Origin of the sequence: Minwuia sp. (assembly GCF_048007105.1) — a bacterium.
GTDB lineage: Bacteria > Pseudomonadota > Alphaproteobacteria > Minwuiales > Minwuiaceae > Minwuia.
Genome location: NZ_CP180352.1, coordinates 1,776,419 through 1,800,633, shown reverse-complemented (window position 1 = coordinate 1,800,633; position 24,215 = coordinate 1,776,419). Strand labels below are relative to the sequence as shown.

21 protein-coding genes are annotated in these 24,215 nt (G+C 66.8%); 8 read left to right on the top strand and 13 right to left on the bottom strand.

Features of this window, described 5'->3' with window-relative positions; genetic code table 11:
- Window position 1: 1 nt before the first annotated feature.
- Window positions 2-2,275, bottom strand: a complete 2,274-nt coding sequence (locus tag ACMVY4_RS08705; protein ID WP_416899769.1) for an arylsulfatase — start codon at window positions 2,273-2,275, stop codon at window positions 2-4.
- Between the two features lie 128 nt (window positions 2,276-2,403).
- Between ACMVY4_RS08705 and ACMVY4_RS08700 the strand changes: the two genes are divergently transcribed.
- Window positions 2,404-2,883: a type II 3-dehydroquinate dehydratase gene (locus ACMVY4_RS08700; RefSeq protein ID WP_416899768.1), complete on the top strand. Its 480-nt coding sequence runs from the start codon at window positions 2,404-2,406 to the stop codon at window positions 2,881-2,883.
- Window positions 2,884-2,904: 21 nt separating this feature from the next.
- Here ACMVY4_RS08700 and ACMVY4_RS08695 read toward each other — a convergent pair whose 3' ends face one another.
- Window positions 2,905-3,090 (bottom strand): helix-turn-helix domain-containing protein, encoded by a 186-nt coding sequence (locus tag ACMVY4_RS08695; protein WP_416899767.1) that lies wholly within the window; start codon window positions 3,088-3,090, stop codon window positions 2,905-2,907.
- Window positions 3,091-3,338: 248 nt separating this feature from the next.
- Here ACMVY4_RS08695 and ACMVY4_RS08690 point away from each other — a divergent pair, with 248 nt between their 5' ends.
- Window positions 3,339-4,319, top strand: a complete 981-nt coding sequence (locus ACMVY4_RS08690) for a sodium-dependent bicarbonate transport family permease (protein WP_416899766.1) — start codon at window positions 3,339-3,341, stop codon at window positions 4,317-4,319.
- Between the two features lie 3 nt (window positions 4,320-4,322).
- Here ACMVY4_RS08690 and ACMVY4_RS08685 read toward each other — a convergent pair whose 3' ends face one another.
- Window positions 4,323-5,189 (bottom strand): shikimate dehydrogenase, encoded by an 867-nt coding sequence (locus tag ACMVY4_RS08685; RefSeq protein WP_416899765.1) that lies wholly within the window; start codon window positions 5,187-5,189, stop codon window positions 4,323-4,325.
- A gap of 87 nt (window positions 5,190-5,276) precedes the next feature.
- On the opposite strand from ACMVY4_RS08685, the gene ACMVY4_RS08680 reads away from it, so the two are divergent.
- Window positions 5,277-6,047: an SDR family NAD(P)-dependent oxidoreductase gene (locus ACMVY4_RS08680; RefSeq protein ID WP_416899764.1), complete on the top strand. Its 771-nt coding sequence runs from the start codon at window positions 5,277-5,279 to the stop codon at window positions 6,045-6,047.
- Entirely contained in the window at window positions 6,047-6,841 is a 795-nt protein-coding gene (locus ACMVY4_RS08675) for an SDR family NAD(P)-dependent oxidoreductase (protein ID WP_416899763.1), read from the top strand. The genes ACMVY4_RS08680 and ACMVY4_RS08675 overlap by 1 nt, the downstream gene beginning before the upstream one ends.
- Before the next feature lie 122 nt (window positions 6,842-6,963).
- Here the strand turns inward: ACMVY4_RS08675 and ACMVY4_RS08670 are convergent, their stop codons facing one another.
- Window positions 6,964-8,310 carry a DEAD/DEAH box helicase gene (locus ACMVY4_RS08670; protein ID WP_416899762.1) on the bottom strand — a complete coding sequence of 449 codons (1,347 nt, stop codon included), beginning with the start codon at window positions 8,308-8,310 and terminating at the stop codon, window positions 6,964-6,966.
- A 604-nt stretch (window positions 8,311-8,914) separates the two neighbouring features.
- A complete protein-coding gene (locus tag ACMVY4_RS08665) occupies window positions 8,915-10,633 on the bottom strand; it encodes an N-acyl-D-amino-acid deacylase family protein (RefSeq protein ID WP_416899761.1) in 1,719 nt (572 codons plus the stop codon).
- A 112-nt stretch (window positions 10,634-10,745) separates the two neighbouring features.
- On the opposite strand from ACMVY4_RS08665, the gene ACMVY4_RS08660 reads away from it, so the two are divergent.
- Window positions 10,746-11,735, top strand: coding sequence for a glycine/sarcosine/betaine reductase selenoprotein B family protein (locus tag ACMVY4_RS08660; RefSeq protein WP_416899760.1), 990 nt, complete (start codon window positions 10,746-10,748; stop codon window positions 11,733-11,735).
- Window positions 11,736-11,944: 209 nt separating this feature from the next.
- Here ACMVY4_RS08660 and ACMVY4_RS08655 read toward each other — a convergent pair whose 3' ends face one another.
- Both ACMVY4_RS08655 and ACMVY4_RS08650 read right to left on the bottom strand, forming a co-directional pair.
- The gene (locus ACMVY4_RS08655) at window positions 11,945-12,544 is read right to left on the bottom strand and encodes a TetR family transcriptional regulator (RefSeq protein WP_416899759.1); all 600 of its coding nucleotides are present in this window, start codon (window positions 12,542-12,544) and stop codon (window positions 11,945-11,947) included.
- Between the two features lie 13 nt (window positions 12,545-12,557).
- Window positions 12,558-13,892 (bottom strand): phenylacetate--CoA ligase family protein, encoded by a 1,335-nt coding sequence (locus tag ACMVY4_RS08650; RefSeq protein WP_416899758.1) that lies wholly within the window; start codon window positions 13,890-13,892, stop codon window positions 12,558-12,560.
- Between the two features lie 80 nt (window positions 13,893-13,972).
- On the opposite strand from ACMVY4_RS08650, the gene ACMVY4_RS08645 reads away from it, so the two are divergent.
- The 3 genes from ACMVY4_RS08645 to ACMVY4_RS08635 are packed head-to-tail and all read left to right on the top strand — an operon-like array spanning window position 13,973 to window position 16,546.
- Entirely contained in the window at window positions 13,973-15,232 is a 1,260-nt protein-coding gene (locus tag ACMVY4_RS08645; protein WP_416899757.1) for an aromatic ring-hydroxylating oxygenase subunit alpha, read from the top strand.
- Window positions 15,232-15,723 (top strand): aromatic-ring-hydroxylating dioxygenase subunit beta, encoded by a 492-nt coding sequence (locus ACMVY4_RS08640; RefSeq protein WP_416899756.1) that lies wholly within the window; start codon window positions 15,232-15,234, stop codon window positions 15,721-15,723. Before ACMVY4_RS08645 ends, ACMVY4_RS08640 begins: the two co-directional genes overlap by 1 nt.
- A gap of 13 nt (window positions 15,724-15,736) precedes the next feature.
- Window positions 15,737-16,546: an enoyl-CoA hydratase/isomerase family protein gene (locus tag ACMVY4_RS08635; RefSeq protein WP_416899755.1), complete on the top strand. Its 810-nt coding sequence runs from the start codon at window positions 15,737-15,739 to the stop codon at window positions 16,544-16,546.
- Here the strand turns inward: ACMVY4_RS08635 and ACMVY4_RS08630 are convergent.
- From ACMVY4_RS08630 to ACMVY4_RS08605, 6 genes are all read right to left on the bottom strand, one after another.
- Window positions 16,533-17,642 carry a sensor histidine kinase gene (locus tag ACMVY4_RS08630; RefSeq protein ID WP_416899754.1) on the bottom strand — a complete coding sequence of 370 codons (1,110 nt, stop codon included), beginning with the start codon at window positions 17,640-17,642 and terminating at the stop codon, window positions 16,533-16,535. The genes ACMVY4_RS08635 and ACMVY4_RS08630 overlap by 14 nt on opposite strands.
- Window positions 17,643-17,658: 16 nt before the next feature.
- Window positions 17,659-18,195, bottom strand: a complete 537-nt coding sequence (locus tag ACMVY4_RS08625; protein ID WP_416899753.1) for a methanogen output domain 1-containing protein — start codon at window positions 18,193-18,195, stop codon at window positions 17,659-17,661.
- A gap of 111 nt (window positions 18,196-18,306) precedes the next feature.
- Window positions 18,307-19,899: an MHYT domain-containing protein gene (locus ACMVY4_RS08620; protein WP_416899752.1), complete on the bottom strand. Its 1,593-nt coding sequence runs from the start codon at window positions 19,897-19,899 to the stop codon at window positions 18,307-18,309.
- A gap of 64 nt (window positions 19,900-19,963) precedes the next feature.
- Entirely contained in the window at window positions 19,964-22,993 is a 3,030-nt protein-coding gene (locus tag ACMVY4_RS08615; protein WP_416899751.1) for a tetratricopeptide repeat protein, read from the bottom strand.
- Window positions 22,993-23,586 carry a flagellar motor protein MotB gene (locus tag ACMVY4_RS08610; RefSeq protein ID WP_416899750.1) on the bottom strand — a complete coding sequence of 198 codons (594 nt, stop codon included), beginning with the start codon at window positions 23,584-23,586 and terminating at the stop codon, window positions 22,993-22,995. Before ACMVY4_RS08610 ends, ACMVY4_RS08615 begins: the two co-directional genes overlap by 1 nt.
- Window positions 23,583-24,215, bottom strand: a complete 633-nt coding sequence (locus ACMVY4_RS08605; RefSeq protein ID WP_416899749.1) for a hypothetical protein — start codon at window positions 24,213-24,215, stop codon at window positions 23,583-23,585. The genes ACMVY4_RS08610 and ACMVY4_RS08605 overlap by 4 nt, the downstream gene beginning before the upstream one ends.

Sequence of the window (24,215 nt, the reverse complement as noted above, 5' to 3'; positions counted from 1 at the left end):
CCTACTGCCGCGTCATGGCTGCACGGGCCTCGGACTCGACTTCGGCCTTGCGGTCCTTGTCGGTCTTCAGTTCGGGCAACTGGAAGACCACACGTCGAATCAGGCCCGAATAGACGAAAGGCGCCTGATAGTCGTCGGTCACCGGCGCGTGAGAGCAGCCGAAATCCATGCCGGTCGAGGACAGTATCCGGAGCAGCATCGGGATGTAGGAACTGCCGGCTTCCTTGCCGTCGACCGTCAGGGTCACGTCGGCCGACTGGTCAGCGTGGCGCATGACCTCGACGGTCAGCGTGTGCGCCCCCTTCGACAGCTTCGACTTCGCCTCGATCCGGGCGTGGTCGCGGAAGCAGTTGTAGTCGAAGACGACCTTGCCCTTGAGAACGTACAACGCCATGCCCGAATTCGGCGTGCCGCGGGCGATGATCGCGCCGTCGCGGCCATCATGTTCGATCTCGGCAGTGATAATGAAACTCCGCGCTGCGCTGGGGCAGGCGTCGGACACGACATGGCTGATCGGCGGCAGATACTCGAAGTATCGCCGCGCTGTCGGCGTGCCGGGCTGGCGCGAGGCGCGGAACAGCTGCGCCGCGCCGCGGCCGTCCAGCGGCAGCACGCCGTGTTTCTCGGCCTCCTGCCACCAGAGTTCCTTCATCTCTTCGAGCTTCTTCGGATCGGACTCCGCGAGGTCGTTGCTCTCCGAGAAGTCTTCCTCGAGGTGGTAAAGCTCCCAGCGGTCGTCATCGAAGGACGTGTTGCGGCCGTGGCGGGTGACGGCCTTCCAGCCGTCCTTCCAGATTCCGCGATGGCCGAGCATCTCGAAATACTGCACCGACCGCGCCGGCGAGGCCTTCGGATCCGTCAGGGTCGGCATCAGGCTGGAGCCGTGCATCGGCATCTGCTCGACGCCCGCGACCTCTTCGGGCATCCCGGCGCCCGCCGCGTCGAGAATTGTCGCAGCGATATCCGTCGCGTAGCAGAAGGGCCGACGGAACTGTCCCTCCTGCCCCTTCAGCTTCTTCGGCCAGTGGATGACCAGCGGATCGCGCACGCCGCCGCCATGTGTGTTCTGCTTGTACCATTTCAGCGGCGTGTTGCCGGCCTGCGCCCAGCCCCAGGGGATGTTGGAGTGGCTCTTCGGGCCGCCGATCAGGTCGAGATGCTTGACCGCCTCGTCGACGTCCTCCTTCAGGCCGTTGAAATAACGCATCTCGTCGAACACGCCGCTGGCGCCGCCTTCCTGGCTGGCGCCATTGTCGGACATCACGATCAGCAGCGTGTCGTCCAGCTTGCCGATCTCTTCGAGGAAGGCGACGAAGCGGCCGATCTGGTGATCGGTATGGTCCAGCATCGCCGCGAAGGCTTCCTGCAGGCGGTTGGAAAACCCGCGTTCATTCTCCGAGAGTTCGTTCCAGGGCCGGACCCCCGGATTGCGCGGGGCGAGATTCGTGCCCTTCGGGATCACGCCGAGTTCGTTCTGCCGTGCGAACCACTCCTCGCGGACCTCGTCCCAGCCAGCGTCGAAACGGCCACGGTACTTCTCCAGCCAGGCTTCCGGGGCATGGTGCGGCGAATGCGTCGCGCCGAAGGCCATGTACATGAAGAAGGGCCGTTCGGGCACGAGGCTGTGCAGGTCCCGGATCATGGCCATCGACTGATCCACCATGTCCTCCGAGAAGTGATAGCCGTCCTGCGGCGTGCCCGGCGGATCGATCATGTGGTTGTCGCAGGTGATCTCGGGGCTGAAGTGGTCGGTCTCGCCCTGCATGAAACCGTAATAGCGGTTGAAACCGCGCTGCAGCGGCCAGTTGTGAAACGGTCCGGCGGCGGTGCATTCGATCATCGGCGCCAGGTGCCACTTGCCCGTGGCAAAGGTGGCGTAGCCGCTTTCCCGCAACACTTCGGCGACGGTCGCCGCCGAGCGGGGCAAGGCGCCGCGCATGTGCGGGAAGCCGGTGTCCATGTTGGAGATGGCGCGCATGCGGACCGCATGATGGTTGCGCCCGGTCATGATGCAGGCCCGGGTCGGCGAGCAGAGCGCCGTGGTGTGGAAGCTGGAATAGCGCAGGCCGTTCGCGGCCAGCCGGTCGACGTTCGGCGTCTCGATGGTCGAGCCGTAGCTGCCGAAATGGGAGAAGCCCGTATCGTCCAGACAGATCAGCACCACGTTCGGTTTGCCCTTCGGCAGGGCGGGTTCGGGCCACCAGGGTTGCGAGTCCTCGACGTGACGTTCGATGGTGCCGCCGAAATCCGGCTCGGCCGGGTGCCTGTAGGTCATCGCCAATCCTCCCCTGACAGTCTGTGGGAAAAGCATGGCACTATCGGCCTGTGCCGTGAATTGCGCTGAGCGCCGGTCTGCCACCAGCAACCGGTAATGGAAGGGCGCCAGCACGGGGGGAGCAGGACATGACCAGGATCGCCATCTACAACGGACCAAACCTCAATCTGCTGGGAGTCCGCGAGCCGGAGATCTACGGTTCGACGACGCTGGATGCGATAAGGGCCAGCTGCGGCGACCTGGCCGGCCTGCTCGGCTGCGAACTCGATTTCCGCCAGACCAACCATGAAGGGGTGATGGTCGACTGGCTGCAGGAAGCCCGGACGGAAGCGGACGCCGTGATCATCAACCCCGCGGGCCTGTCCTTCTATTCGGTGCCGGTGCTCGATGCGTTGCGCATGATCGAAAGACCGGTGATCGAGCTGCACATCTCCAACGTCCACGCCCGCGACGAGCATCACCGGCACTCGATGATGTCGGGCTCGGTGACGGCCGTGGTCTGCGGCCTCGGCGTCTACGGCTACACGGTGGCGCTGCTCAGCGCAGCGCGCCTGCTCGGCGCCACATCCGACAGCCTTCCCGCCAGCATTGCGGAGGGTCCGGGCTGACAAAGTCAGGGCAAGGCCGGCCTACTCGGGAGGCCGGTTCGCCCGCGCCTCCACGAAGGCTTCCAGGTCCTTGTAGGCCACCCGCCAGTCGCGCCCGAACTTCACGGCCCGCAGATTCCCGTCATTGATCCAGCCGCGCACGGTGCTCTCCTTCATCTTCAGAAGGTCGGATACCTCGTGAATGGTCAGCATCGGCCGGGAGAGCATGATCACGTTCCTGTCTCGAAAGGCGTTTATATAGGTTTATATAATTTTTTACCAGTCTATTGACGTTTTGAATCTTTCGTATACCTCCAGCGCAATTTGTCGTCGTCAATTGAGCGCCTCGACCACGGAAGCCCGTGCGGTACCTAGTACACTGGGGCGCTCCCCGATGGCGCGCGACCTGCGTCGGCTCTTCGTGCTGGCTGACGCCGGCCCAACTGAACGAAACGAGGGGGCCCCAATTGGAAAGCATGATCGATCTCGCGCTCGGTAATCTGTTGAGCCCCATGGTGCTGTTCTTCGCCCTGGGCATGGCCGCCGGGCTCGCCCGCTCCGATCTTGCCGTGCCGGAAGTCCTCGCCAAGGGCATGGCGCTCTACCTGATGCTGGCGATCGGGCTGAAGGGCGGCGTCGCCCTGGCCGAGACAGGCCTGAACGTCGACGTCATCGCCAAGCTGATGCTCGGCGCCGCGCTGAGCTTCGCAATTCCGTTCCTGGCCTTCGCATTGCTGCGCGCCACGTCGCGGATGCCGGCCACGGATGCCGGATCGGTTGCCGCGCACTACGGCTCGATCAGCGTGGTGACCTTTGTCGCCGCCGGCACCTTCCTGACAGAGATCGGCGTCGACTATGGCGGCTCGATGGTCGCCGTGGTCGCCATCATGGAAACGCCCGCCATCGTTGCCGGTCTCTTCCTCGCCCACCGCTACAGCCGTTCCGCCGACGCCGGAAAGCCGGAGGTCGGCGGTCAGCTGGTCCGCGAGATCCTGCTGAACGGCAGTATCGTCCTGCTGATGGGATCCTTCTTCATCGGCTGGATCACCGGGCCAGCCGGCATGGAAGCCGTGGCGCCGTTTATCGCCGAACCCTTCAAGGGCGTGCTCTGCCTGTTCCTGCTGGACATGGGCCTGGTCGCAGCCCGGCGGCTCCGGGAAGCCGGCAATATCGGCTGGGGCAGCTACGCCTTTGCGGTCTACATGCCGGTCATCTCCGCCTGTATCGGTGCGGGTTGCGCGGCCCTGTTCGGATTCTCTGTCGGCGACGTGATGCTGTTCGGCCTCTTGTCGGCCAGCGCGTCCTACATTGCGGTCCCAGCCGCAATGCGGATGGCCTTGCCCGAAGCGAACCCGTCGATCAGCCTGTCGCTGAGCCTCGGCATCACCTTTCCCTTCAACCTCGCCGTCGGCATCCCGCTCTATCTCGGCATGGCGCGATGGCTGACCGGCGGTTGAGCCTCATCCGCCGAAGCTCTCGAATGTCCGGCGCATCGCGGCTGGCTCCGGATCAGCGCCGGTGAACAGCTCGAAGGCGCGGACGGCCTGGTAGACCGCCATCCCCGCGCCGTTCATCACGCCGCAGCCTTTCGCCTGCGCGGCCTTGAGAAAGGCCGTCTCCATCGGGAAATAGATGATGTCGCAGACCCACTGCTCGGGCCGCAGGCATTCGACCGGCATCGGCGTTCCCGGCAGCTTGGCCATGCCGACCGGGGTCGCATTGACGATGCCCTCCGCCTCGGCGGCGGCGGCCTCGAGATCGCTCACGGGCCAGGCCCGCTCGGCGCCATGCTTTTCGCAGAGCTTTTCCGCCAGCGCGGCTGCACGGTCCGGTTCCACATCGGCGATCCACAACTTGCCCACGCCGGAATCCAACAGTGCCACGGAAACTGCCGCCCCCGCCCCGCCCGCGCCGAGCAGCAGCACGTCATCGCGCAATGCGCCCTTCATCGAGCTCTGGAAGCTTTCGCGGAAGCCCCAGTAATCGGTATTGTGGCCCGACAGGCGGCCCGAGCGGATCACGACCGTGTTCACGGCGCCGATGGCGGCGGCCACATCGGACATCTCGTCCAGCAGCGGGATGATCTCCTGCTTGTAGGGATAGGTGACGTTCAGTCCCGAGAAGCGGAACAGCCGCGCATAGCGCACCAGATCGACCAGCGCCGGCGGGTCGCTGCCCATCTCGGCGGTGTCGAGCAGCTTGTAGACCAGATTGAGCCCCTGCCGCGCCGCCTCGGCCTCGTGCATGGCCGGCGTCCGCGATTCCTGGATGCCCTCGCCGATCAGCCCGACCAGCGTCGATCCACGCCGCCTCGACGTTGCGTTCATACTTCTTCTCCGACCCGCCTTCAGGGCATGTGACGACGCAACCCGGCCCTGTCTATAGTTCACGGCATCACAACGGGAGGAGCAATCATGGATCTGGGTCTGAAGGGCAAGATCGCCATCGTGACGGGCGGTTCGGACGGTCTCGGCCGCGCGACCGCGCACCGGCTGGCGCAGGAGGGCGCCAAGGTCGTCATCTGCGGCCGGCGGGAGGATCATCTGAAGGCGCAGGCCGAGGCGATCTCGGCCGAGACCGGCGGCGATGTCGTCGCCGTCCGGGCCGACGTTTCTGTCGCCGCGGACTGCGAGAATCTGGTGAAGGCCACAGTCGAGAAGTTCGGCGGGCTCGACATCCTGATCAACAACGCCGGCGCGTCGGCTGCTGCCAGTTTCGAGGATGTCACCGACGAGAGCTGGCAGGCCGACTTCGAGCTCAAGGTGATGGGCGCGGTCCGCGTGACCCGCGCTTCCCTGCCGCATCTGAAGGCGCGCGGCGGCGGATCCATCGTCAACGCCACCATCGGCCAGGGCAAGGCGCCGCCGGCCAAGGCGCTGCCGACCAGCCTGAGCCGCGCGGCCGGCATCAACCTGACCAAGTCGCTGGCCAATGAATACGCTGCCGACAACATCCGGGTGAACACGATCTGCATCGGCCTGATCAAGTCGGCGCAGTGGGACCGCCGCGCGGGCGACAGGCCGGTCGAGGAACTGCATGCCGAACTCGGCAAGCGCGTACCGCTCGGCCGCATCGGCGAAGCCGAGGACTATGGCGATCTGGCCGCCTTCCTCTGCTCCGAGCGGGCCACCTACATCACCGGTACGGCCATCAATCTCGATGGCGGCGTCTGTCCGGTGGTCTGATGGGACAGCTGGACGGCAAGGTCGCCATCATCGCCGGGGCGGGTCAGACCGCCGGCGAGGGGATCGGCAACGGGCGGGCGACGGCACTGGCCTTCGCCCGCGAGGGGGCACGGCTGGTTCTGGCGAGCCGCTCGTCCGGACCGCTGGAAGACACGCGCGATGCAGTGAGGGCGGAAGGCTTCGAGGCCGAGATCATCACCGCCGACATCACCTCGATGGACGACTGTCACGCCATGGCTGCGGCGGCGATGAAGGCCTTCGGGCGCATCGACGTGCTGCACAACAACGCCGCCATCGGCGCCTTCGAGGGCGACAGCGTCAACATCCAGCCCGAGGAATGGCGGCAGGTGATGGACATCAACCTGAACGGCGCAGCCTTCGCCTCCAAGGCGGTTCTGCCGGCGATGCGGGAGCAGAAGTCCGGCTGCATCACCCATGTCGGCTCCATCGCCGCCGTCGCGATGTATCCGATCATCGCCTACAAGGCCTCCAAGGCAGCGCTGAACGAATTCACCCGCTGGCTGGCCTTCGAGAACGCGAAATACGGCATCCGCGCCAACGTGCTGCAACTCGGCCTGATCGACACGCCCCTGGCCATCGAAGGCTACCACGAGGCGACCGGGACGCCACGCGAGGAACTACGCGCCCAGCGCGCGGCGCAGGTGCCCATGGGGCGCATGGGCACGGCCTGGGAATTGGCCGCCGCTGCAGTGTTCCTGGCCTCGGATGCCGCCAGCTACATCAGCGGTGCGGTCCTGCCGCTCGACGGGGCGCTGGCGACCAAGATCGGGTAGCAGCCATGGGGCAACGGCGGTCGAGGCAATATCTCGGCGCGCCCTGGACTTGATCCAGGGCCCATTCCTGAGCGTTTCCGCTACCGCCGATCGGCCACAACCGCTCCGGCATGGGTCCCGGGTCAGGCCCGGGACACCACCGTAGCTGTCGTCACGCCGCCTGGCGCTGAGGCCGGCCGCTGCCGCCATTGCGGTTGCGGCGGGGCTTCCGGTTGCCCTGGCCGCCCTTCGCCCTGGCCGCGGTTGGGCTTGCCGCCCGGACCGCCGGCATGCTTGCGCGGGCCGCTCTCGCCGCCGGGCTTGCCGCCACGACCGCGGGGCTTCTGGTTCTGGCGCCGCTGGGGGCGTTCGCCGCCCGGCAGGCCGAAATCGAGGCCCGTGACCTTCTCGATGTCGCGCAGCAGGCCGCGCTCGTCAGGGGCGCAGAGCGAGATCGCCACGCCTTCCTTGCCCGCGCGGGCCGTGCGGCCGATGCGGTGGACGTAGGATTCCGGCACGTTCGGCAGCTCGAAGTTGATGACGTGGCTGACATCCGGGATGTCGATACCGCGCGCGGCCACGTCCGTCGCCACCAGCACCTGGATCTCGCCGGTCTTGAAGGCGTTCAGGGTGCGCTGGCGCTGGCTCTGGTTCTTGTTGCCGTGGATGGCGCCGGTCTCGATGCCGGCCTGCTCCAGATGGCGGGCGACGCGGTCGGCGCCATGCTTGGTGCGGGTGAAGACAATGGCGCGCTCGACGTCATGCTCGTCGATCAGGCGGACCAGCGCGTCGCGCTTCTCGGCCGACGGCACCGGCAGAACGGTCTGCTCGATGCGCTCGATCGGGGTCGCGGCGGGGGCGACGGAGATCTCCTTCGGGCCCGACAGGAAGTCGTTGGCCAGCGCCCGGATCGGCTTCGGCATGGTGGCCGAGAACAGCGCCGTCTGACGCTCCTTCGGCATCGCCGCCATGATCTTCCGGATGGCCGGGATGAAGCCCATATCCAGCATCTGGTCGGCCTCGTCGAGGACCACCATCTCGCAGGCGTTCAGCCGCACCGCGCCGGTGGACATGTGGTCCAGCAGGCGGCCCGGGGTCGCGACCAGCACGTCGACGCCGCGCGCCAGGCCCTTGATCTGCGGGCCGGCCTTCACGCCGCCGGTCACCATGGTGACGGAGATGCGCATGTGGGCCGCGTACTTGCGGACATTGTCGGCGATCTGCACGGCCAGTTCGCGCGTCGGCGCGACGATCAGGCTGCGGCAGGTCTTGTTGTCGGGCCGGCGGCGGTCGCCGGCGATGACGTTCAGGATCGGCAGCACGAAGGCGGCGGTCTTGCCGGTGCCGGTCTGGGCGATGCCGACGATGTCGCCACCGTTCATCAGGACCGGGATGGCCTTCTGCTGGATCGGGGTCGGCTGGTCGTAGCCTTCGTCGGCAAGCGCGCGAAGGAGGGGCTCGGCCAGGCCGAGTTCAGTAAAATTGGTCAAAACGTTTCTTTCGGTTGCCGGCGCGCGAATCCATAGCGGCCGCACGGCGCGGCGAGGTCAGTCTTGGATGCTTGCGCAGAACAGCGTCCGTGGGTTTGTCGGCGCGCCCATGTTGCGGGATCTCAGTCCCAGGGGGTCGGCGCACCCGGTTCCGGCAGCGGTCCTAAGTCAGCGGTCACGCGTTCCGGAACTGCCCATCTGCATGCCCGCCAACGTCCGTCTTGGAAGCGGCGCGTTTCCTACGCGCGGGCTGCGATGGCGCATACATAGACGCAAATGCCTGAAGCGCAAGTTAATTGTGCGGTGCGGAAAAGCGTAGGCGGTGCGGTCAGCCGATCCTCAGCAGCGGCAATCTAATTCCAACTTCCGGATAGGATCACCAAACCACGACAAAAACCAAAAGTAGCAACCCCGTAATAATGCCCGCAGCTATTCTGATTGGGTAACCGCCTCGTGGAACATCATACTTGGTAGAAAAGTGACTAAGAAGTTGAGCCGCACCAAGCAATACAGCGACCGCCAAAGCAACTGCGATCAAAGCCATCGGAAGGGAGAGAGTCATCGAATCCCCTTCAGGAGACAGGAATGATCCACAGATTGTAGCTCAAACCGCCTGCGGTCCCCGCACCAGCTTGCCCGGCAACTCCCCCGTCGCTTCGCCGTCTTCCAGGATCGGGCGGCCGGCCTTGATCGTCATGCGGTAGCCGCTGGCCTTCTGGATCAGCCGCCGCGCGCCGGTGGGCAGGTCCCAGGCCATGCGCGGAGCCTCGATGCCCAGCTTCGCGAAGTCGATCAGGTTGATGTCGGCCAGATAGCCCGGCGCGATGACGCCGCGGTCGTTCAGCCCGTGCAGGGAGGCCGTCGACTGCGTCTGGCGGTGCACCAGCCATTCCAGCGGCAGCAGCCCGCCCTTCTTCCGGTCGCGGCCCCAGTAGGCCATGTTGAAGGTCGGCAGGCTGACGTCGCAGATGACGCCACAATGGGCGCCGCCGTCAGAGCCGCTGAAGTGCGTGTAGGGCGCCTGCAGCATCTCCTTCACCGGTTCGAAGCCGTAGTCCGAATAGTTCAGCAGCGGGAAATAGATCAGCCCGCGCCCGCCGAATTCCAGCAGCGTGTCATAGGCGATGTCCTCGGGCCGCCGTCCCTCGGCCTTCGCGCGCTCGGCGAAGCATTCGGCGCGGTCGGGCTCGTAGTTCGGCGGGTCGCCGAGGCGGAACATCTTGTGCCAGCCCTTCAGGAAGAAGTCGGCCATCTCGCCGCCGCGGCCGCCGGATTCCTCGGTGATGATGGCCTCGCGCACCGCCGGGTCCTTCATCCGCGCGATCTTCTCCTCGTGCGGCAGGCCGGCCAGCGCGCGGCAGCTCGGCTTGCCCTGGAAGGGATGCAGCGAGCCGTCGAGACAGAGCAGCAGCCCCGCCGTGCGCCCCGAGACCTGGGCGTAGACCTTGCCGCCCTCGGCATTGGCCTCGGCGATGCCGGCCAGCAGGTCGCGATACTTGGTCGGCGCCTCGTCGTTCTGGAACAGCAGCAGGCTCACCGGCACGCCGTAGCGGATGGAGAGGTCGCGGATCCAGTCCAGCTCCGGCTTGCCCGCCTTCAGCGTCAGGTCGGTCGCCATTTCCAGCACGCCGTGACCCGCCTTCCGCATGCCGTTGGCGATGCCGAACATCTCCGCCGCGCCGGCATAGGTGCCGGGGACGTAGGCGCCGTCCTTCGTCTTGTGGAAGATCGTGCGCGAGGTCGAGAAGCCGAGCGCCCCGGCCTCCAGCCCTTCCTGCACGATGTCCGCCATCTTGCGGATATCGTCCTCGCCCGCCGTCTCCTCGTCGATGCAGCGGTCGCCCATGACATAGGCGCGGACGGCGCAGTGCGGCACCTGCGCGCCGATGTCGATGGCGCGCGGCTTCCGATCCAGCGCGTTCAGATAGCCGGGAAAACTCTCCCATTCCCACTCGATGCCGTCGGCCAGCGCCGCGCCGGGAATGTCCTCGACCGATTCCATCAGGCCGATCAGCCAGTCTTCCTGGCCGGGTGGCACCGGCGCGAAGCCGACGCCGCAATTGCCCATCACCACCGTCGTGCAGCCATGCCAGGACGACGGCGTCAGGTACGGGTCCCAGAGCGCCTGCCCGTCGTAATGGGTGTGGATGTCGACCCAGCCCGGCGCGACCATCAGGCCCCCGGCGTCGATCTCCCGCTTCGCGCGCCCCTCGACCTGGCCGACCTCGACGATGCGGTCGCCGGCAATGGCGATGTCGCCGGTGAAGGCCTCGCGGCCCGTCCCGTCATGTATGGACCCGCCGCGGATGATGATGTCGTGCATGGCGCTGCCTCCCCAGGCTGAGGGCATGAGGGTACTGCGCGCCGCACACTTCGCAAAGGCATGGCCGCACCGCTAGACTGGCGGGACCGCACCATCGCAGGGGAGGAAACCGATGGAGCCCGTGAAATATGTTGACCGCCTGAACGAGAAGTACCAGTCGCTCGGCTTTCCGCCGTATCAGTGGACGGTCAATGACGACGCGCCGATCACGAAGCTGACGAAGCCGCTGTCGGCTTGCTGCGTCTCGATGCTGACGACCTCGGGCGCGTCCTGTCATGGCGTGCCGGGCTTCGATCCGGACGCGCGCAACGATTTGCGCCTGGACGCCATCGCCAGCGACTGGCCCGAGGACGGCTTCGAGATCAACGACAACTACTACGACCACACCGACGCCAGCGCCGACATCAACTGCCAGTTCCCGATCCAGCGCCTGCGCGAACTGGCCGCCGACGGGATGATCGGCCGCGTCGCGCCGCGGCTATGGAGCGGCTTCATGGGCCGCATCTACAAGCGCACGGCGACGCTGGAGAAGGCCGCCGAGCTCATCGCGGATCTGAAGGCGGACGGCGTCGATCTGCTGGTGCTGGTGCCCGCCTGCCCGCTGGACCACCAGACCGCCGGGCTGGTCGCCCGCGCCGTCGAGGAGGCCGGCATCCCGACCGTGCTGGTCTCGACCGGCCGCGACCTCTCGGCCCAGGTGAAGCCGCCGCGCACCGTGTTCGTGAACTTCCCCATGGGCAACGCCTTCGGCCGGCCCCGAGGACGCCGCCCAGCAGCGCCGCATCCTGGAAGACGCCCTCAACCTCGCCGCCACCGGCGCCACCGCCGGCGAACTGGTCGACCTGCCCTATGTCTGGGGCGAGGAAGTCACCGTCTTCTTCAAGCAGACCACGCGGGAATACCAGCTGCGGAAGTAGGGGGAGCGGAGCGCCCACCTTTCCGTTCCACAGCCGTCACCCCGGCTCCCCGAGCAAGTCGGGGACAAGCACCGAGCCGGGGTCCGGTTACTGGATCGCCGTCGAGCGAATGCGCCCGCGATGTGCCGCGGCCCCGGATCCCGGCTCAAGGCCGGGATGACGCTGAGGCAGGATCAATGCCGTAGGACCGGCCCCCCGAGTGGCTGCGCCATCGGGGGTGACCGCCTCCAATGCCACTCCCTTTGCTGTCCTCGGGCTTGACCCGAGGACCTTGTTCCTCCGCCTGCGACGAGGCCTTCGGATCAAGTCCGAAGGCGGCAAAGGGCTGAACGCGAACGGTCCGGCGCCTCGGGGCCGTCACTCCGGCTCAAGGCGGGGATGACGCTGAGGCGGGTCACGACCTCGCTGCGCCGCCAATCCCCTGCAGAAAACTGTCCGCCGCCATCTGAGCATAAGCGTCCGGGCCGACGGGGCCGTCGGGGTCGTACCAGACATAGGTGTAGTTGACCGACCCGACGAACATCATGGTCCGTGCGGTCAGTTCGGCGTCCGGCACCGGGGCGGGCAGCAGGGCGGCGATGAGGCGTTTCACGATGGCGAGGATGCGGCGCTGTTTTTCGACGATCGCGGCGCGCTGGTCCTCGCCCAGATGCTGCAAGTCGTGGAGCAGCACGATCTGCAGCGCACGGGAGCCGGCGTTGATGCGGACGAACTCGGTCACCGCCGAGCGGAACCGCGCCTCCGGCGTCGCCCCGCGCTCCGCCGCCTCGCCGATGGCCTCGACCATCATGTCGAGATGGTCGTTCAGCATCTCGTCGAGCAACGCCTCCTTGGAGGCGAAGTAGTGGTAGAGCAGCCCTCGGGAGATGCCGTTGGCCCGTGACAGATCGGCGATGGAGGCGGCGGCGTAGCCCCGTTCGGCGAACACCTCCGCCGAGCGGGCCAGGATGCCCTGCCGCACCTCGTCGTAGTTCTTCGCTTGCGTCCGGGCCATGCCCTCCGTCCGGTCAATTGCGTACCAACACCCGCTGCGCCTTGGCCTCGTAGCGCGGCAGCGCGCCCTCGGCGTGGCATTCCACCGGCACCTTCAGGCCCAGCCGGCTGGTCAGGCTGCTGGCGACGCTGTCGGCCAGCGCCTCGGGCGATCCGTTGTAGCCGGTCTCGCTCTCGATCGCGACGCTGAGCTGCTTCGGCGCGCTGCCGGGCTGGTCGACATAGATCTGCCAAGCCTCCTTCACCGTGCCCGGCGTGGCGGCGACGACGTCCTCGATCTGGGACGGATAGACGATGACCCCGCGCACCTTCAGCATGTCGTCGGAGCGGCCGATGATGCGCCCGATGGCGCCCATGCCCTTGCGCCCGCACGGGCAGTCGAAGGGCTTCTCGGCAACGCGGACGAGATCGCGGGTGCGCCAGCGCACGACCGGCGACGCCTGCTTGTCCAGCGTGGTGACCACGATCTCCCCGATCTCTCCCGGCCCGACCGGCTTGAAGGTCTCGGGATCGAGGATCTCGGTCAGCACCGTGTCCTCGTTGATCAGGTGCATCTCGTCGCGCCCGTGGCTATGGGGACAGGTGGTGGCGACGATGGGGCCGCCGGCCTCGGTGGTGCCATAGGTGTTGAAGGTCATGAAGCCTTCGGGCAGTTCCGCCTCCAGCTCGTCGCGGAAGGCGCGGCTGACAGACTGCCCGCCGATGACGGCGTGGCGCAGCTTCCAGTCGCGCTTCGGGTCGATGCCCTTCTCCCGCGCCGTGCGGATCAGGGTGGCGAGGAAGACCGGGGAGACCGTGGCCAGGGTGAACTGCATGTCGCGCATCCACTCGGCGACCAGATCGCTGCGGCCCGGCCCGACGGGGAAGTTGGTCATGCCCAGCTCCGCCATGCCGAGATCATAGGCCAGCCCGCCGACCCAGAGTCCGAAGCCGAAGCCGTTGTAGCCCCGGTCGCCCGGCCTGACGCCATGGCAGTGGAGCTGCCGCGCCACCTGTTTCGCCAGCAGCACATGCATGTCGTCGGCGGTGTAACCGAACAGCACCGGCAGGCCCGTGGTGCCGGAAGTAGCGCAGAACTTCTCCACCTTCGCCGGATCGGTACCCAGCATCGGGAAGGGATAACGCTCCCGCAGCTGCGCCTTCTCCAGGAAAGGCAGCGCGTCCAGCGCCTGCCGGTCGGCCAGGTCCTGCGGCTTCAGGCCCGCCTGCCGGAAATGCTCGACCCATTCGGGTGAAGCAGCCAGCCGGTCGCCCAGCGCCGCCAGCTTGCGGTTCTGCAGCGCCAGCATGTCGTCGCGGTCCAGCTGCTCGATCTCGGGGTGCAGCATGCCTGCGGTCACGTCGGTCATTCGGTCGATCTCCCATTGCGTCGCTGCGGCCCTTGTAATATAAACCGGACGACCGTTCAATTAATAAGGAACGACGAGAGATGAATGCGCCCGCGACCGTCACCCGCTATGCCGACCTGATCCGCGGCGACCATGTGCATGGCTCGCTCTACACCGATCCGGCGATCTTCCAGGAGGAACTGCGGAAGATCTGGTACCGGACCTGGGTCTATGTCGGCCACGAGAGCGAGGTCCCGAACGCGCATGACTTCGTGATGAAGTCGATCGGGCCGCAGCCGGTGATCATGACCCGCGATGCGGCGGGCAAGGTGCATCTGCTGCAGAACCGCTGCCCGCACCGCGGCAACGAGGTCTGCCAGCAGGCCAGGGGCAACAGCCGCACCTTCACCTGCCCCTTCCACAACTGGACCTTCGGCATCGACGGAAAGCTGCAGGCGTTCGCCTTCGCCGACGGCTATGACGGCCAGGACATGAGCGGCCTCGGCATGGCGCCGGTGCCGCGCGTCGCCAGCTATCGCGGCTTCGTCTTCGGTTCCTTCGCGGCGGACGGCCCGACGCTGGAGGAACATCTGGGCGGCGCGGCAGATACGCTCGACCGGCTCTGCGAGCACTCGCCCGAGGGCAAGGTGGAAATCACCGCCGGTTTCCTGCAGCACCGGGTGAAGGCGAACTGGAAGTTCGTCCTCGAGAACGAGACGGACGGCTATCACCCGGCCTTCGTCCACGCCTCCATCTTCAAGGTGGCCGAAAGCGGCATCGGCGGGCTCTACGGCTCGAAGTCCACGGCGCTTACGCGCGACTTCGGCGGGGGCCATACCGAACTCGATCTCAGGCCGGAATTCCGGCGCCTCGACAAGCCGATGGGCTGGTTCGGGACGACACCCGAGCGGCTGCCCGAATACACCGCGGCGATGAACGAGAGCTACGGCGAGACGAAGGCGCGGGAAATCATGATCGACGGCACGCCGCACGTGATGATCTTTCCCAACCTCTTCGTCGCCGAGATCCAGATCTTCGTCATCCAGCCGCGCGCCGTGGACGACACGATCCAGCATGTGACCGCACTGCAGTTCAAGGGCGCGAAGGAGATGAACCGGCGGCTCAGGCAGCAGACCATGGGCTCCGTCGGACCGGCGGGTTTCCTGCTGGCCGACGATTCGGAGATGTACGAGCGCACCCATCGCGGCTGCCAGTCGCTCGATCCGGAATGGCTCTTCCTGGGCCGTGGCGCGCACCGCGAACGCGACGACGCCGACGGCTTCCGCGTCAGCCACGCCACCGACGAAGTGCCGTCGCGGGGCATCTGGCAGCACTACAAATCCCTGATGGAGAGCGCGTGATGCTGGCGCCCGTGACCGACGAGACCCTGATGCGGCGGATCGAGCAGTTCATCCATGCCGAGGCGCGGCTGCAGGACGAGCATGCCTACGAGGCCTGGGAACAACTCTGGACCGACGACGCGATCTACTGGGTGCCGGCCAATGGCGCGGACATCGATCCCAAAAGCCAGATGTCGATCATCTACGACAACCGCAGCCGCATCGGCATCCGCGTGAAGCAATTGCTGACCGGCAAGCGCTACACCCAGGAGCCGAAGTCGAACATCCGCCACTTCGTCACCAACATCGAGGTGACGGGCCGCGAGGGCGACGACATCTCGGTCGGCTGCAATGTCATGGTCTACGAGAGCAGCCTGCGCGGCGAGACGATCTGGGCGGCGCGGACCGACTATACGCTGCGCGACGAGGCCGGCGCCTTCCGCATGGCGCGCAAGAAGGTGGCGCTGGTGAACAACGACCGCCCTCTCTACACCCTCTCCTTCCTGATCTGAGGAGCCGCCGATCATGACCGACCTGCCGATCACCGAGGGCAATGTCCTGCTCTCGATCGAGGACCACATCGCCCATATCCGCCTGAACCGGCCCGAAAGCGCCAACGGCATGTCGGTGGAACTGCTGCGCGACTTCTACGAGACGGTGATGATGGTGCACGGGGCCGACGACGTCCGTGCTGTGGTGATCACCGGGGCGGGCAAGAACTTCTGCGCCGGCGGCGACATCAAGGCCTTCCATTCCAAGGGCAAGCACGGCCTGCCCGCCTACAACCGCCGCGCCACGGCCTATCTGCAGGACGCGATGCAGGCGCTGATGCGCCTAGACGCGCCGGTGATCGCCGCAGTGCAGGGTTACGCCACCGGCGGCGGCGGCTTCGGCATGGTCTGCGCCGTCGATCTGGTGGTGGCTGCGGAGAGCGCGAAGTTCCTGGCCGGGGCGACAAAGGTCGGCATGGCGCCCGACGGCGGCACCACGGCCACCCTGCCCGCCATCGTCGGCCAGCGCCGGGCGATGGAGATCCTGCTGCTGAACCCGACCATGACCGCGGCCGAGGCGAAGGATCTCGGCATTGTCAACCGCGTGGTCCCCGATGGCGCCGAGTTCGACACGGCGATCGAGATCGCCCGGACCCTGGCCGCGGGCGCCCCGCTGGGTCAGGCGGCGGTGAAGCGGGAACTCCGCAACCATGGCAAGCTGCCGGTCGAGGCGGTGTTCACGGAAGAGGCGCGTATCGTCGCCGAACTTTCCGGCACCGACGACGCGATGGAAGGTCTGGCCTCGATGATCGAACGGCGTCCGCCGAACTTCACAGGCCGTTGAGCGAGACGACCGCTTCGCGGGGGATGTGGATCGAGAAGACGGCGCCTTCGCCCGGCCGACCGCTGGCCGTGATCAGCCAGCCATGCCGCTCGACGATCGAACGGCAGGTCGAGAGACCCAAGCCCGCGCCATCGACGTCCGCACCCTCGAGACGGCTGAACGGCGCGAATATCCGCGCAGCATCCGCCTGATCGAACCCGATGCCGTTGTCGGAGACGGTCACCGTGCCGCCGCCGCCGGATTCGGACTGCCAACGGATCCGGACCTGTGTCGTCACGTCCTGCCGACGGAACTTCACAGCATTTTCCAGCAGGTTCTGGAAGACCAGCGCCAGATAGACCGGTGTGCCGCGAACAATGGGCAGCGGCCCGATGTCCAGTCGAACCCTGCTACGGTGAATGTCCATCGCCACAGCGCCGGCGGCGGTCTCGAGGACGTCATCCAGGGGGCAGTCGGCGAGTTCCAGCGGTCCGGCGCTGCCGCTCGAGAAATGGTAGACAGCGTCGATGACTTCTATCATCCGGTCCGCATTGTTCCGGATGCTCTCCAGCAGTTCGGCGGAGAACTCGTCCAGCGAGTCTTTCAGGTCGTCGCAAAGCAGTCCGGCGAAGCTGCTGACCTTGCGGGCAGGCGCCTTGAGTTCGTGAGCTGCGCGGGCTGCGAAACCATCCAGATCCGACCGTGACTGCTCCAGCAACAGCCGCGCCCGGCGGTGACGCAGCATCTCGCGTTTCAGCCGAAGGTCGCGGTTGATTGCCTCGAACGGTGCGTCGGCCTCGGAGGCGAGCTGGCAACGCACGATCACTGCCGCCGTGTCGCCCAGCCGGATGCGACAGGCTTCCAGCCGGACATCGCTTCCCCCGTCTCTCGCCCGGACGCGGCCGGGCACAGGGTCGCCGACCGTACGCGCCTCGCTGATCAGTTCCAGAAACGCATCTGCCGGTTCGACGGCTTCGGCCAGCGTTTCGATGGGTTCGTCATTGGCGGGCATCAGCAGGTCGCGGGCCCGGCGGTTGCCATAAACGACCGCGCCGCCGGTCATGCAGACCAGATAGGCATCATCGACATGCTCGAGAACGTTCAGGGTTCCGGCCATCGACCGGACGGAAGGATCACCCTTCTTCGGCGAAGTACTCTCTGCCGACATCGATTTCGGCCCCTTCCACGGGTTCCAGATGAATGATCACCCGGCACCCGCCGTCGCCCGCCGCGATGGTCTCGGCCAGTTCGACGCGAGCATAGCCCAGGTTCTCGGCTGCAATCTTACCAAAGATGTTGGATGTCATCATGCACAGCGAGGGACGCCCCCTGACTTGATCGCCAAACGGACAGACCCTGTTCTGCAGGACGATCGCGTCGTCGGTGATGCTCGTGACACTGAAACCGCCTTCGATCCGGCGCTTGAGATCGACCAGCGCGGCGGCCACCTGTTCCCGGTTCATCTGTGCGCAACCGGCGTGGGAACGGTATTCCTCGTTCATCAGCCGGCCGATCCGCCCGCCCACCGTGCTCATGAAACCGGCGGCCTGGTCGATACCCACGACGCGCTCCAGGGTCCCCGAGAGTTCCCGGACAAACTCCCGGAGAAACTGATCACGATCCCTGCCGATGGGTGCATCGGCAAACGCCGTTTCGAGATCCCGCCCCACTGAGCCACTCCGTCGAACCGACACGATACGCAGTACGCAACTGCACAAGAAAGAAACTCATGAAGTTTCTTGATCAATCAAATATCAGTCAGGTGGAAGGCAATGTCCAGCCTATCCGGCGACGATTTCTTCTGTCGCGCCGTCCCAGTCGTTCGCCGGCCTCGGATTGCCATGGGGCCTCACGATCCGCGTCGCCGGCAGGCTGACGTCGACGCGCGTACCCTCGCCCGGTCGGCTTTGCAGATCGAGGCTGCCGCCGTGAAGCTCCGCGATCCGGATACTGATGGGCAGGCCCAGGCCGGTGCCCTCATGCTTGCGGCTCAGGCGGCTGTCGACCTGGCCGAAGGGTTCGCGCGCCTTGGCAATATCCTCGGGCGCAATGCCGATGCCGGTGTCGGCGACCGACAGGCGCAGGCCGCCCTCATCCGGCGCAGCCGAAACGATAACGACGCCGCCGGCCTCAGAGAACTTGACGGCATTGGAGATCAGGTTGAGCAGCAACTGACGCAGCTGACGGCTGTCGGCCCGGACTTCAGGCAGTCCCGCCGGCGGGACGCACTGGATCCGGATTTCGCCCTCGGCGGCCTTCGGCTGCATGATGCGCACGCAGTCCTCGACCAGCTCCTTCAGGTCGACGACTTCCTCGCGCAGCGACATGTCGCCGGACTCGATCTTGGAGAAGTCGAGAATCCCGTTGATGAGATCCAGCAGATGCCGGCCGCTGAACATGATGTCGTCCAGGTATGCGCGGTAGGACGGATGGCCGATCGGTCCGTTGGGCTCCATCTGGATCAGTTCGGAGAACCCGATAATGGCGTTCAGCGGCGTGCGGAGCTCGTGGCTCATCATGGCGACGAATTCGGACTTGGCCTGGCTGTGCCGCTCGACGGTCGCCAGCGCCTCGGCCAGCGCCACGGTCTTGCCTTCCAGTTCGGCCTGGGTTGCCTCCAGCTGATGGACGTATTCCTGAAGCTTCTCGTTCTCCCGGCGGTTGCGGACATCGACGAAGCGGTCGAAATGGGCAACGACCAGCCCCGCGACGAGAACCATCACGGTAACCGCGGCGACGCCGATCGCGAGCGAGGTGTGGTCGAACGCCGGAACGGCAAGCTCTGCGGCAAAGGGATCGTGCGCCACGACCATCCCGGTCATCGCCGTGAAATGCAGGATGCAGATAGACGCGACCATCAACGTTGTCGCCTGCCAGTGTTTCGTCAGAACCGCCGCGAGCCGGAAGGCCAGCGCTGAAATCGGTAATGCTGCCAGGACCGAGACGGCGACATAGCTCAGTTCCCACTCGATCCGGATCGGGCCGCCCAGTCCGGTCATGCCGGTGAAATGCATGCTGGCGACGCCGGCGCCGGCGACAAGCCCGCCCAGAAGCGCCTCGCCCCGGCGCAGCAGCCAGAACGCCGCCCAGCCCATGGCAACCGCCAGCAGCGCCGACAGCACCGTCGGCAGGACGTCGTAGACGATCGGCAGCGAAGACCGATAGGCGAGCATGGCGATGAAGTGCGTCGACCAGACGCCGGAGCCGAAGCAGATCGCACCGATCACGTTCCAGCGCCACGCCGACCGGCCACGCGCCTGCGCACGCTCGTGCAGGCTGAAGGCGCAATGGCACCCAAGCAGACAGACGACCGCCGCGCACAGCACGAGCAGTATGTCATGTTCGAAGGCGATGCATTCGATGACGCGCAGCATGAGTCTGTTCTAGGCCGGGATGTCTAACAGGCCGTTAACGCTTTCCGAACGCCGCCCCCCGCGTTCAGTTGATCGCGCTGAGCGGCTGCTTGCGCAGACGTTCCCTGTAGGACGACATGAAGGCCTCGAAGCGGTCGACCTGGGCGATTTCCGCGGCCAGGTTCCGGAACTCCGCGCTGTCGCGCTGATCCTCCGCGGTGACGATCTGGAAGGCCGGCCATTCCGGCTGACCGTCCATCCGCGAGGAGAAATCGTCGCGGAGCCGCTCCAGCGCCTGACGGTCGCCGGCCAGCGAACTGGCGATGGCGAAACGGAGAATGTCCTGACGCGCTTCGCGGGCCAGCGGGCCGCGGCTGCTGCGGATCTCGACAAGCCGGTCGCTGAGCGAGGTCGCAGCCTGCTGCCACTTGCGGGCGCGCCACAGGATTTCCGTCCGGACATCGTTGACGTCGTCGCCGCTCAGGCCGTTGAGCAGCAGCAGGGCACGGTCGTACTGGCCAAGCTCGGTGGTGCCGCGCGCCTCGAGCAGCCGCCGCTCGCGCTGCAGTTCCTCGGGCATCGACAGGTTGCGCGAGCTGCGCAGGGCATCGATCGCCTCGCGCGGCTTGCCGTCCAGCAGATAGAGCACCGCCAGCCGGGTTCCGACGCGTGCACGCTCGTCGCCCTTCAGCCGGTGACGCACCTGATGCTCCAGCAGCTTCGCGGCCTCGTCCAGCAGTTCGACGGCCGCGAGGCGGTCGGCCAGGCGCCGGATCATCCGGTCGCCGCGCCCGCCCTCGGGGGTGAGTTCGCGGAAGTCGTAGTAGAGGCCCATCGCCGTGATCGGCGACATCTCTTCGGCGTGACGGCCCTCGAACAGGCTCGCGAAGACGTTGTTCATCTGGCTCGCCAGACGCTGGGCTTCGGGCAGGTTCGGGAACCGGTCCACAGTCTCCCGCATCACCATCATGCCGTCGCGGTAGCGGCCGCTGTCGATGTAGAGCTCGCCCAGACGCTTCAGCAGATCGAACTCGAAGATGTCGCCACGCCAGGTGAAGCGCAGCCGTTCCATCCGCTCGACGGCATCGCTCAGGTTGATGCGGTCTTCCTTCAGCAGCAGATTGGTTTCCAGGAAACGGGCCCGCGCGCGGATGTCGCGATGGATGCTTTCGGCCAGCGTGGCGTAGAGCGACTCCGCTTCCTCGACATCGCCGGTGCGGTCGTTGATCTGCGCCGCGATCAGCTGCGCGTCCTCGTGGCGGCTGGCGGAACCGGCATACTGCAGCAGCTTGCCGACCTGTTCCTCGGCGGTGCCGAAGTCGTGCAGGTGCAGCGCGGTCTGGGCCAGCGCAATGCGGAAGCGCGGGCGCATGTCTTCGGGCAGGTCGTTCAGCCGGCTCCAGCCATGCGTGAACTGACGCCGCGCCTCGATGAAGTCGCGGCGGCGCTCGGCCAGAATGCCGCGGAACAGCGACAGGTCGCCGGCCTCCATCAGGCTCGGATGCGTGAGATCGACATTGGCGTCGTCGAAGCGGCCGGCCAGCAGGTTGGCCACGCCGCGGGTCGCCCGGTAGACCGGATCCAGGTCCGCGCGCGGATCCTCTTCCTCGATCCGGGCCATGACGCCCAGCGCCTCGGCGGCGAGGCCGTTGGCGACCAGGAATCGGACATAGGCGCGCCGTTCGGCGTTGCGGGCCGCGGGCGGGGCGTTGGAGATGCGCACCATCAACGAATGGCGGTCGTCCACGATGTTGCCGCTGCCGCGCCAGGCCGCCAGGTCCATCATCGACCGTTCCGAGGGCCTGATCGCACCGCCAAGAGCCGGCGGCAGCCCGGAATCGGCGCCGGGATCCTTGGCCTCGGCGCTGAGGTTGAGCGTACGTGTCCCCGAAATCGCGAGACCGTCCGGATCGGCATCGACCTGCAGGTCCAGCGTCTTGAAGCGGATGGCGACGCCCTGCGGCGTTTCGGGGATGTCCAGTTTCACGAAGGCGCGCGCCGGCCGGACGCCATGGCCCGGCTCCATCAGCGGCACCAGCGCGATGCGGTCGCCGATCATCGGGTCATCGACGATGATGGGATCCGACGGTGCGGCGACAGGCGCATAGATCCGCGGTCCGTCCTGGGCGTCGGCCTGCGATTCGAACTCGACTGTCTTCTCGGCGCGGCCGCGGCCGCCGCCGATATCGATGATCCATTCGTTGTCGTCGGCGATGACGTCCAGCGCCGCGCCGCTGACCACGTCGATCCGGACCAGCGTGCCCTTCTGCGCCGGTTCGCGGAAGACGGTAAGGACCGGTCCAAGGTCCTGGTCCGACTGGGCGCCGAAATCCGGCTCGCCCTCGACACCAAAGGCCAGCCAGATGTGCTCGCCGCGATGCAGGGCGACCGCAGACGTCTTCTCGGGCCATGCGAAACGGAGGATCGTGCGGTCGGGGCGGCGCTCGACAATGACGGGAACGCGCACCCGGTCGGACGGGACCGCAGGCGCTTCGGTTTCGGCGGCCGGCGTTTCAGCGGGAGCTTCCGGCTGAGGTTCGGGCGCGGGCGCGGGCGCCGCCTTCGCGACAGCCTTCGGGGCCTGCTTCGCCGGTTCGGGCTGCGGGCGAGGCGCAGCCTTGGCCGCGCTTGCGGCCGGGTGCGGCTTCGGCCGCCGGGAGGCCTCCTCACGGGCGGATTCGGGCTGGGCCATCCGGGCCGGCTCGGGCGAGGCCATCTTCGCCGGCGCAGGGGCGTCCGGCTTGCCCGCACCGCGTGCGATGTCCACGACAACGCGGGTGCCGAGCCGGAATTGCTTCAGCACCTGCCCCGATGGCGCCGTGAAGGTGATCGTCTTGCCGTCGTCGGACACCTCGACGCCGGTCATCGCTCGCGGCGCGCGGGCGCGGTAATGCGACAGGTCGAAATCCGCCGGGCGGTCGAAATGGATGGAGACAGAGCCGTTGCCTTCCTCGATCTTGAAGCCGACATCGGCGCCCCAGTCGAAAACAGCGCGGCTGTAGCCCTCGTGATCGCCGAAGCGGATGTTGACCCGTTCGTCGATGGCGGCAAAGGCCATGGGCGCGACGGTCAGCAGCAGCAGGACGGCCAGCAGGACTCTCGGGAAACGCAACATCACTGGTTCTCCTCGCCGACCCGCATGACGATCTCCAACGTCAGCGGCGCCGGTTCCGCAGCAAATCGGGTCCGCACCGGAATATTCCGGGCCACGCCCTGCCGGCTCAGTTCGGAAGCCAGAGCGCCGGCGGCGCGCAGACCTTCGTCGAATGCGCTCTGCGTCGCCGCGAGCCGGGCGCTGCGTCCGCTCATCACCGCGGCAACGGCAATGGGGTAGCCCGCCGTCCTCAGCCAGGCGGCCATGTCCGCCGGCAGGTCGATCCCGCCTGGCTGCAGCACCTGCCGCAACGCGAGGCTGCCGGAGCGGCGTTCGATGGTCCATGGCCAGTCGGCGCGCTCGATGCGGTCCTGGGCGATGGCGGCCAGATAGTCTGTCTGCTCGGAGTCGGCACCGGTGCGGCGCAGCCCCTCGGCGGTCGCACCCGATGCCGGCCTGTCGGCGACCCAGTCGCCCTCGTCCTTGCCGAAGACCGTCGCCAGCGAACTGAGCGCCGGCGCATCGAAGTCGGACATGGCCAGCATCAGAACGAAGAACGCGCAGAGCACGGCGCTCAGATCCGCGAATGCGATCAGCCAGGCGCTGCGGGTCATGACCGGCCCTCGTCTGCAGCGGTCCTGAGTTCCAGCTCGATCGAGCCGGCGGCGGCGGCGTCCGCGCCGATATCGAAGCGGTCATGCGCAAGCCCGTAGCGCAGCATGTCACGGCCGAGGGACGCAGCGCGGCGGCGCGCGAGGTCCGCGTCAGGCCCCTTGCCGATGGTGACGGAGACGGCGAGCCCGTCCATCGTCTGGGCCTCGCCGATGACCTCCGCCATGCGGCGCATCAGGGAGATGCGGCCGGGCTGGAGAACGGAACTGTCGTCGGAGAAGGCGCGGTGCAGCGGAATGCGGATCAGGATGCGGCCGGCGCGGCTGACCAGATCCCACTCGCCATCGGGCATGTGCTCGCCGAACACGTCCTTCAGACGCTGCTCCAGCGGGTCGGCAACGATGGCGGTGTCGGTGACCGGCGCGATGGGCGGCACGACCGGATCGAGCCGCAGACCCGCGACCATGGCGCGGGTGCGGTCTTCCGACAGCGTGGCGTGCGCGTTCAGCATCAGAAAGAAACCGAGCAGGATGAGATAAAGCGCCAGGAAGACCGCCGAGTTGGCGAGTTCGCTGCCTGTGTTCACGTCCGGACCGCTCTCCGGACCCAGCATGTCGTCAAGCGCTGCCAT